The sequence below is a fragment of the Hydrogenophaga sp. genome, assembly GCF_041633695.1.
In the GTDB taxonomy this organism is placed as follows: domain Bacteria; phylum Pseudomonadota; class Gammaproteobacteria; order Burkholderiales; family Burkholderiaceae_C; genus Hydrogenophaga.
The window spans coordinates 1-8116 of the sequence record NZ_JBFJMY010000177.1 but is presented as its reverse complement, the minus strand read 5'-3'; the positions used below and the strand labels follow the sequence as shown (position 1 = coordinate 8116).

Below are 8116 nucleotides of genomic sequence, written 5' to 3'. Positions count from 1 at the left end.
CTCTTAAGAAGGTCGTTAAAATCACTGATAGTTGGGTGTCTTTTTCGGGTTGTAATATTGTGATTTTGCGCTACCTGAGCAAGATGCTTTTCGAGCACCACTCCGGCTATTGCACCGCTTGCCCGTACAAAACCTTTCTTCAACAATTCCCGCGCTGCATCAATTTCAGAATCAAATAAATCAGCCTGAACAATCTGTCTGATGTCAAAAAGAGTGCTTTCAAATCTCGATGCTACGGCTTCCATAATTGCGAGCTGCTGTCGAAAATGTGGAATAGCTGCTTCTTTCCCCACAACCTTCGCCTTTTCCCAGCCTCTAGTAATGGTTAGACCCTGTAAGTAATCTTCAATCCGATAGTTTTCATAAGTGATGTCTTTTCGGGGCTTGGGTTTCTGGTAATGCCGAACAAAGTCATCGAGGCGGTCAGGCAGCATTTGCTTTATCACAGATGCGGCCTCTGAGTACCAAGACTGATATTTCTTGCCAAAGTTAGGCAGGGCTTTCAGCAGTTCCTTTCCATCCTTGGCTTTGCCGTAAAGCTCGGCGACCTCCTCCGGATAGCACTCATACTCCATCGCCACTTGGAGAAGCTCCCCTTTTGTGGTCAGTTTCGTTAAGTCCGCTTTGTATTTCTCTAAGTTACTTGGCACGGTTTCCCCTTAGCAGCTAACGCAAAGGCCAGGGGACGCCGCCGTAGGCGCTCCGTTGAGCCGACCTGTTAAAGCTCACTTCGCCGCCTCGACGACGGCCATGAGTACCAAACACCAAGCTACAAAGGCGACTGTGTATCCCAGACACCTTTTTCGATGCGGGCGCGCAGCTTCCTCGACAAACTGGTCTGCGTAAGCGAATGGTCCGAGTATGCCCGCCCACCATGGAGCCTTTAATCCGCGCACCAAAGGAATGAAGTTCCGGATAGCCAAGCCAAGAAGGATGGCAGGGATTCCGAACAAGATCCCTGTAATGGCATATGCGATGACGTTCATCATGTGCACTTTGACGCCTGAATTAAGCCGTGCCGCGAAGCGGCATCGGCTTGAATGAATTGTTAGACCTGCTGCTCACGCTGAGCGGATACGAGCTTCGAGGAGTACAGGGTCGCATGATCGTCCAGGCCCATGTGTTGTGCAGCAAGAAGGAGCTCTTGCCAGAAGAGCGGTTCCTCTGCGTAGCCAGTGTGCAGATTGCCGATGCCCTCAAGTGACTCCAAGGCCAGTTGGTACTCAGTATGGTGTAGGTACTCGATGTACTGAGCCTCCCATTCGGGCGGCGACTTAAGCTGAACTGGCAAGTAGTAGCGTGCCGCAGCAACTAAACGCAAGGATTGTTTCAAGGATTCCGGCTGATCTCTCATAAGCAGGCCTAACTTTGATTTAAACGGCAAAACGCAGGATACCCACAATCGTGGTCGTTAAACAAAGTCGCATGCAGCCTTCGAAAAACCTTTTAAATCAAGCAGTTAGGTCACGCTGGCGCTTGGGTGGACAGGTATATCAGATTCGAGAAACCTGACCAAGGTCGAGACACATCAATGAGGTGGCATGTTAGGCCTGCAAGCCGCTTCGCAGTCTAGTCGGAAAAGCAAGCTTTATCCCGCTGAACCTGTCGACCTCTGCAACCGAAATGACGGCTTTGCGCCAACTCTGCCTGATGCCTGCAATGGGTCGAAAGCGCGAATTCATCCGGGGCGTGAGCAGCCGTTCCAGGGTATCGGGGAACCGCGCTTAGCCAAGCCAAGGGCGGGCCTTTGGTGAAGCCCCCTTCAGAAGGTGAAGCGAAGCGAAGCGGCGCGGGGGAGACCGCTACGCCGCCACGGTCTGCCTCACCGCGTGTTCCCACGCGGCCATGCGCTGTGCTGCGTCTCGGCGCGACAAGGTGGGGAGGAAGGTGCGCTCGGCGCGCCATTGGTGCGACAGTTCGGCCAAGCCGCCATACACGCCCGCGTGCAGACCGGCCAGGTAGGCCGCGCCCAAGGCGGTGGTTTCGATCACCGCCGGGCGCACCACCGGAATGCCCAGCAAGTCGGCCTGGATCTGCATCAGCAAGTCGTTCACGCAAGCGCCGCCGTCCACCCGCAATTCGCTCACCGGCACGCTGCCGTGGGCCACCGCGTCCTTGCTCATGGCGTCGAGCAGGGCGGCGCTCTGGAAGGCGATGCTCTCCAGCGCCGCGCGCGCGATGTGGGCCATGGTGGTGCCGCGCGTGAGGCCGGTGATGCTGCCGCGCACATCGGGTTTCCAGTAAGGGGCACCCAGGCCGGTGAAGGCGGGCACGAAGACCACGCCCCCGGCATCGGGCACGCTTTCGGCCAGGGCTTGCATTTCGCTGCTGGAGCGAATGGCTTGCAGGCCGTCGCGCAGCCACTGCACCACGGCGCCGCCGATGAACACACTGCCTTCCATGGCGTACTGCGGCGGGCCGGGCGGTATGGCCGCGGCGGTGGTGATCAGGCCGTTGGCGCTGCGCTGGAAGCTTTCGCCCGTGTGCATCAGCATGAAGCAGCCGGTGCCGTAGGTGTTTTTCGCCATGCCGGCCTGGAAGCAGGCCTGGCCGAACAGCGCGCTTTGCTGGTCGCCCGCCACCCCGCCGATCACCAGGGGCGCACCCAAGAGCGCTGCGTCGATCTGGCCGAAGTTCGCACTGGAGGGCAAAACCCGTGGCATCAGGCTGGGGGGAATGTGCATGGCCTTCAGCAGTTCCTCATCCCACTGCTGGGTGTGGATGTTGAAGAGCATGGTGCGCGCCGCGTTGCTGACGTCGGTCACGTGCTCGCGTCCGCCGGTGAGCTGCCAGATCAGCCAGCTGTCCACCGTGCCAAAGGCCAGCTCGCCCGCTTCGGCCAGGGCGCGTGCACCGGGCACCTGGTCCAGCAGCCACTGCAGTTTGGTGCCAGAGAAATAGGCGTCGATGCGCAGGCCGGTTTTTTCCTGCACCGTGTCCTCCAGCCCCTGGGCGCGCATCTCGGCGCAGGTGTTCTCGGCGCGCCGGTCTTGCCAGACGATGGCGTTGTAGATCGGCTGGCCGGTCTTGCGGTTCCACACCAGGGTGGTTTCGCGCTGGTTGGTGATGCCGACCGCTGCGATGGCGCTGGCTTGCAGGCCGGCCTTTTGCAGCACCTCGCGCGCGGTTTCCAGCTGCGTGTTCCAGAGGTCGCGCGGATCGTGTTCGACCCAGCCCGGCTGCGGATAAATCTGGCGAAATTCGCGCTGGGCCATGGCCACGATCTGCCCGTCTTCGCGGAACACGATGCTGCGGGAGCTGGAGGTGCCCTGGTCCAGGGCCAAGAGATACGTCATGGTGGGATGTGTTTGGCGGTGTGTGGGTGAAGCGGCGCCGGGCTCAGTGTGGCGTGGTCGCGGTGGCAGCGGCGGTGGCCGCTGTGGTGGTGGCGGTGACGCATTCCACGTCGGCCTGCACCATCAGTTCCTGGAAGGTGTGCGAGGGCTGGCTGTCGGTGAACAGCACGTCGATTTCGCGCAAATGGGCCAGCTCGACCATGGCCGGGCGGTTGAACTTGGTGTGGTCGGCGGCCAGCCAGACCTCGCGCGACTGTTCGATGATGGTGCGCGCCACCTTGACCTCGCGGTAGTCGAAGTCGCGCAGACTGCCGTCGGCCTCGATGCCGCTGATGCCGATCAGGCCGATGTCGACCCGGAACTGGCGCATGAAATCCACCGTGGCCTCGCCCACGATGCCCTGGTCGGCGGCGCGCACCATGCCGCCGGCCACGATCACCTCGCAGTCCGAGTTGGTGCTGAGCAGGGCGGCCACGTGCAGGTTGTTGGTGATCACGCGCAGGCCACGGTGTTGCAGCAACTCGTGCGCCACCGCCTCGATGGTGGTGCCGATGTTCATCACCAGCGAACAGCCGTTGGGCACGCGCTGGGCGATGCTGCGCGCGATGCGCTTCTTGGCCTCGGAGTGCATGGCTTGGCGCTGCCGGTAGGCGATGTTTTCGGTGGTGGAGCCGGGCATGCGCACCCCGCCGTGGAAACGCGCCAGCAGCCCGGCTTCGGCCAGGCGCTGCACGTCGCGGCGCACGGTTTGCAGGGTCACGTCAAAACGTTCGGCCAGGGCCTCGATGGTGAGCGGACCCTGGGCGCGCACCGCGTCCAGCAGCTGGGTGTGTCGGGGATTGAGATTCATGCCGGGCATTCTAGAAAAGCGTCGAACCGAAAGTAACGGAAAAACAATCTTTCCTTGTTAGGGTAAATACCGAACATAAAAGAAACCAAACGAACACCATAATCGGCGTAACGAAAATGATCGAACCCGATACGGGCGCTCGCGCCCCACAGGAAAAGAAGAGACATGCAACTGAGTTTGGAACGCGTGGGCAAGAAGGTCGGCCCACAAACACACCTCTATCCGCAGAGCCTGGAGCTGGTGTCGGGCGCGGTCACGGTGCTGCTGGGTGCGACCCAGGCCGGCAAGACCAGCCTGATGCGCATCATGGCCGGGCTGGACGTGCCGAGTGCGGGGCGTGTGCTGGTGGACGGCGTGGACGTGACCGGCGTGCCGGTGCGCCGCCGCAACGTGGCCATGGTGTACCAGCAGTTCATCAACTACCCGTCGATGACGGTGTTCGACAACATCGCGTCGCCGCTCAAGCTGCGCGGCGAAGCGGGGCTGGCCGAGCGGGTGCAAGAGCTGGCCGAGAAGCTGCACATCGACATCTTTCTGGACCGCCTGCCGGCCGAACTGTCGGGTGGGCAGCAGCAGCGGGTGGCACTGGCCCGTGCGCTGGCCAAGAACGCGCCCCTGATGCTGCTCGACGAACCGTTGGTGAACCTGGACTACAAGCTGCGCGAAGAATTGCGCGAAGAGCTCGCGCAGCTGTTTGCGCTGGGCGACTCCACCGTGGTGTACGCCACCACCGAGCCTGGTGAGGCCTTGCTGCTGGGTGGCTACACGGCGGTGATGGACGCGGGTGAACTGCTGCAATACGGCCCCACGGCCGAGGTGTTCCACCGGCCTGAGTCGATCCGGGTGGCGCGCGCTTTCAGCGATCCGCCCATGAACCTGATCGAGGTGCAGGCGTGTGCCGAGGGTGTGCGATTGCCCAACGGGGTGGTCGTGCCCTTGGTGCTGCCGGCAGGGCGGCCCGAGCGGCTCACGCTGGGGATCCGGGCCAGTGCTTTGCGGGTGCACCAGCTGGACGGTGATGTGGCGCTGGAGGCCCAGGTGGAACTGGCCGAAATTTCGGGCTCCGACACGTTTGTGCACGCGCAAACGCCGGTGGGCGAGGTGGTGGCCCAGCTCACCGGGGTGCACAACTTCGCCATGGGCGAGCATTTTTCTTTGCACCTGCATCCGTCGCAGGTGTATGTTTTTGACGCGAACGGCCCGCTGATGCTGGCGCCGACGCAGCAAGAAAGGGCCCGCTGATGGCTGCCATCGATCTGGACCTGGCGCACGCCTACAAGGCCAACCCCCAAACCGACGCGGACTATGCGCTGCTGCCGCTCAAGATGCAATTCCGCGACGGTGGCGCCTACGCCTTGCTCGGCCCTTCGGGCTGCGGCAAGACGACCATGCTGAACATCATTTCGGGCTTGGTGGCACCCTCGCAAGGCACGGTGCGTTACGACGGTCGGGACGTGACGAACCTGAGCCCGCAGCAGCGCAACATCGCGCAGGTGTTCCAGTTCCCGGTGATCTACGACACCATGACGGTGGCAGAAAACCTGGCGTTTCCGCTGAAGAACCGCAAGGTGCCGGCGGACCAGATCCAGGTCCGCGTGGGCCAGATCGCCGAGATGCTGGAGATGAGCCACCAGCTCGACATGCGCGCGGCCGGCCTTTCTGCCGACCAGAAACAGAAGATCTCGCTCGGCCGTGGTCTGGTGCGCCCCGACGTGTCGGCCGTGCTGTTCGACGAACCGCTGACCGTGATCGACCCGCACCTGAAATGGCAACTGCGGCGCAAGCTCAAGCAGATCCACCACGAGTTGAAGCTCACGCTGATTTACGTCACCCACGACCAGGTGGAGGCGCTCACCTTCGCCGACGAAGTGGTGGTGATGACGCGCGGCCGTGCGGTGCAAGTGGGCTCGGCCGAAGCCTTGTTCGAAAAACCGGCACACACCTTTGTCGGCCATTTCATCGGTTCGCCGGGCATGAACTTTTTGCCCATCCAGGCCAAAGGCTCCGGCCTGAACGTGCTGGGTCGCCACATCGACGCACCTGCGGGCGTGCAGCTGCCCGAAGGCGAGCTCAAGCTAGGCATACGGCCCGAATACCTGAGTCTGGCGGACGCCGCAGGCGGCGGCACCGTGCCCGCCCGGGTGGACCGGGTGCAAGACATCGGCACCTACTTTCTGGTCACTTGCAGCACTGGGGCGCACACGCTGAAGGTGCGCCTGGCGCCCGAGGCGCGCCCGCCGGCGCTGGGGTCCGACGTGCACCTGCGGGTCGTGGGTGAACACAGCTGTTATTACAAGAACGAGGAGTGGGTGGCATGACCCCGACCAACAAACCCGTGAACCAGAAAGCCTGGTGGCTGGTGCTGCCGGTGCTGCTGTGCGTGGCCTTCTCGGCCATCCTGCCGCTGATGACGGTTGTGAACTACTCGGTGCAAGACATCATCTCGCCCGATCGCCGCGTCTTCGTCGGCACCGAATGGTTCGCCGCTGTCATGCGCGACGAAGAGCTGCATTCGGCGCTGTGGAACCAGCTGAAATTTTCGGGCGCCGTGCTGGCGATCGAAATCCCGCTGGGCATTGCGCTGGCGCTGGCCATGCCGGCCCAGGGTTGGAAGTCGTCGGCCACCTTGGTGCTGGTGGCGCTTTCCTTGTTGATCCCGTGGAACGTGGTCGGCACCATCTGGCAGATTTTTGGCCGCACCGACATCGGCCTGATGGGCGCCACGCTGGACTGGATGGGCATTGAATACAGCTACACCGGTGACGCCACACAAGCTTGGTTGACCGTGCTCTTGATGGACGTGTGGCACTGGACGCCGCTGGTGGCCTTGCTGGCCTTCGCCGGTTTGCGCAGCATTCCCGACGCGTATTACCAAGCGGCGCAGATCGACGGCGCCAGCAAGTTCGCGGTGTTCCGCTACATCCAGCTGCCCAAGATGCGCGGTGTGCTCATGATCGCGGTGCTGCTGCGCTTCATGGACAGCTTCATGATCTACACCGAGCCGTTCGTGCTCACCGGCGGCGGGCCCGGCAACGCCACCACCTTCCTCAGCCAGTACCTGACGCAGAAAGCCGTGGGCCAGTTCGATCTGGGTCCGGCGGCGGCGTTCTCGCTGATCTATTTCTTCATCATCCTGCTGTTCTGCTTCGTGCTCTACAACTGGATGCAACGACTCGGCCAGGCCGAAAAAGAGGGGGCTGGCCATGCATGAACGCCGTTTCAAGAAGCGCACGATTTTCCTGATCGCGTATCTGATCTTTGCCCTGTTGCCCATCTACTGGATGGTCAACATGAGCTTCAAGACCAACAGCGAGATCCTGTCCAGCTTCAGCCTGCTGCCCCAGCATTTCACCTGGGACAACTACAAGACCATCTTCACCGACGCGTCCTGGTACTCGGGCTACATCAACAGCCTGATCTACGTCGCGATCAACATGGTGATCTCGGTGTCGGTGGCGCTGCCTGCGGCTTACGCGTTCTCGCGCTACAGCTTTCTGGGCGACAAGCACGTCTTTTTCTGGCTGCTCACCAACCGCATGACGCCGCCCGCCGTGTTTCTGTTGCCCTTCTTCCAGCTCTATTCCACGGTGGGCCTGATGGACACCCACATCGCAGTCGCGCTGGCCCACTTGTTGTTCAACGTGCCGCTGGCGGTCTGGATTCTGGAAGGCTTCATGAGTGGCATTCCGCGCGAGATCGACGAGACCGCCTACATCGACGGCTACAGCTTCCCGCGTTTCTTCGTCACCATCTTCCTGCCGCTGATCAAAGCCGGGGTCGGCGTCGCCGCCTTCTTCTGCTTCATGTTCAGTTGGGTCGAACTGCTGCTGGCGCGCACGCTCACCAGCGTCAACGCCAAGCCCATCGTCGCGACCATGACGCGCACGGTCAGTGCGAGCGGCATGGACTGGGCCACGTTGGCGGCAGCCGGTGTGCTGACGATTGTTCCCGGTGCCATCGTGATCTGGTT

The 8116-nt window shown here is 61.8% G+C and carries 9 protein-coding genes; 4 read left to right on the top strand and 5 right to left on the bottom strand.

Features of this window, described 5'->3' with window-relative positions; genetic code table 11:
• From ABYB95_RS12295 to ABYB95_RS12275, 5 genes are all read right to left on the bottom strand, one after another.
• On the bottom strand, positions 1-650 hold a 650-nt coding region (locus ABYB95_RS12295), incomplete at its 3' end, for a hypothetical protein (RefSeq protein WP_372658841.1).
• Between the two features lie 75 nt (positions 651-725).
• The gene (locus ABYB95_RS12290) at positions 726-989 is read right to left on the bottom strand and encodes a hypothetical protein (protein ID WP_372658840.1); all 264 of its coding nucleotides are present in this window, start codon (positions 987-989) and stop codon (positions 726-728) included.
• Positions 990-1048: 59 nt separating this feature from the next.
• Entirely contained in the window at positions 1049-1333 is a 285-nt protein-coding gene (locus tag ABYB95_RS12285) for a hypothetical protein (RefSeq protein WP_372658839.1), read from the bottom strand.
• A gap of 469 nt (positions 1334-1802) precedes the next feature.
• Entirely contained in the window at positions 1803-3296 is a 1494-nt protein-coding gene (gene glpK, locus ABYB95_RS12280; protein WP_372658838.1) for a glycerol kinase GlpK, read from the bottom strand.
• A gap of 43 nt (positions 3297-3339) precedes the next feature.
• Positions 3340-4146 carry a DeoR/GlpR family DNA-binding transcription regulator gene (locus tag ABYB95_RS12275; protein WP_372658837.1) on the bottom strand — a complete coding sequence of 269 codons (807 nt, stop codon included), beginning with the start codon at positions 4144-4146 and terminating at the stop codon, positions 3340-3342.
• Between the two features lie 165 nt (positions 4147-4311).
• Here ABYB95_RS12275 and ABYB95_RS12270 point away from each other — a divergent pair, with 165 nt between their 5' ends.
• From ABYB95_RS12270 to ABYB95_RS12255, 4 genes are all read left to right on the top strand, one after another.
• Positions 4312-5388 (top strand): ABC transporter ATP-binding protein, encoded by a 1077-nt coding sequence (locus tag ABYB95_RS12270; RefSeq protein ID WP_372658836.1) that lies wholly within the window; start codon positions 4312-4314, stop codon positions 5386-5388.
• Positions 5388-6464, top strand: a complete 1077-nt coding sequence (locus tag ABYB95_RS12265; protein ID WP_372658835.1) for an ABC transporter ATP-binding protein — start codon at positions 5388-5390, stop codon at positions 6462-6464. Before ABYB95_RS12270 ends, ABYB95_RS12265 begins: the two co-directional genes overlap by 1 nt.
• Positions 6461-7357, top strand: coding sequence for a carbohydrate ABC transporter permease (locus tag ABYB95_RS12260; RefSeq protein WP_372658834.1), 897 nt, complete (start codon positions 6461-6463; stop codon positions 7355-7357). The genes ABYB95_RS12265 and ABYB95_RS12260 overlap by 4 nt, the downstream gene beginning before the upstream one ends.
• The coding region (locus tag ABYB95_RS12255) for a carbohydrate ABC transporter permease (RefSeq protein ID WP_372658833.1) at positions 7350-8116 on the top strand (767 nt) is incomplete at its 3' end. The genes ABYB95_RS12260 and ABYB95_RS12255, both read left to right, overlap by 8 nt.

Bases quoted from the DNA above. Each gene is read 5' to 3' on its own strand.
- ABYB95_RS12290 (WP_372658840.1), bottom strand. From the start codon at position 989: ATGATGAACGTCATCGCATATGCCATTACAGGGATCTTGTTCGGAATC.
- glpK (WP_372658838.1), bottom strand. From the start codon at position 3,296: ATGACGTATCTCTTGGCCCTGGACCAGGGCACCTCCAGCTCCCGCAGC.
- ABYB95_RS12275 (WP_372658837.1), bottom strand. From the start codon at position 4,146: ATGAATCTCAATCCCCGACACACCCAGCTGCTGGACGCGGTGCGCGCC.
- ABYB95_RS12270 (WP_372658836.1), top strand. From the start codon at position 4,312: ATGCAACTGAGTTTGGAACGCGTGGGCAAGAAGGTCGGCCCACAAACA.
- ABYB95_RS12265 (WP_372658835.1), top strand. From the start codon at position 5,388: ATGGCTGCCATCGATCTGGACCTGGCGCACGCCTACAAGGCCAACCCC.
- ABYB95_RS12260 (WP_372658834.1), top strand. From the start codon at position 6,461: ATGACCCCGACCAACAAACCCGTGAACCAGAAAGCCTGGTGGCTGGTG.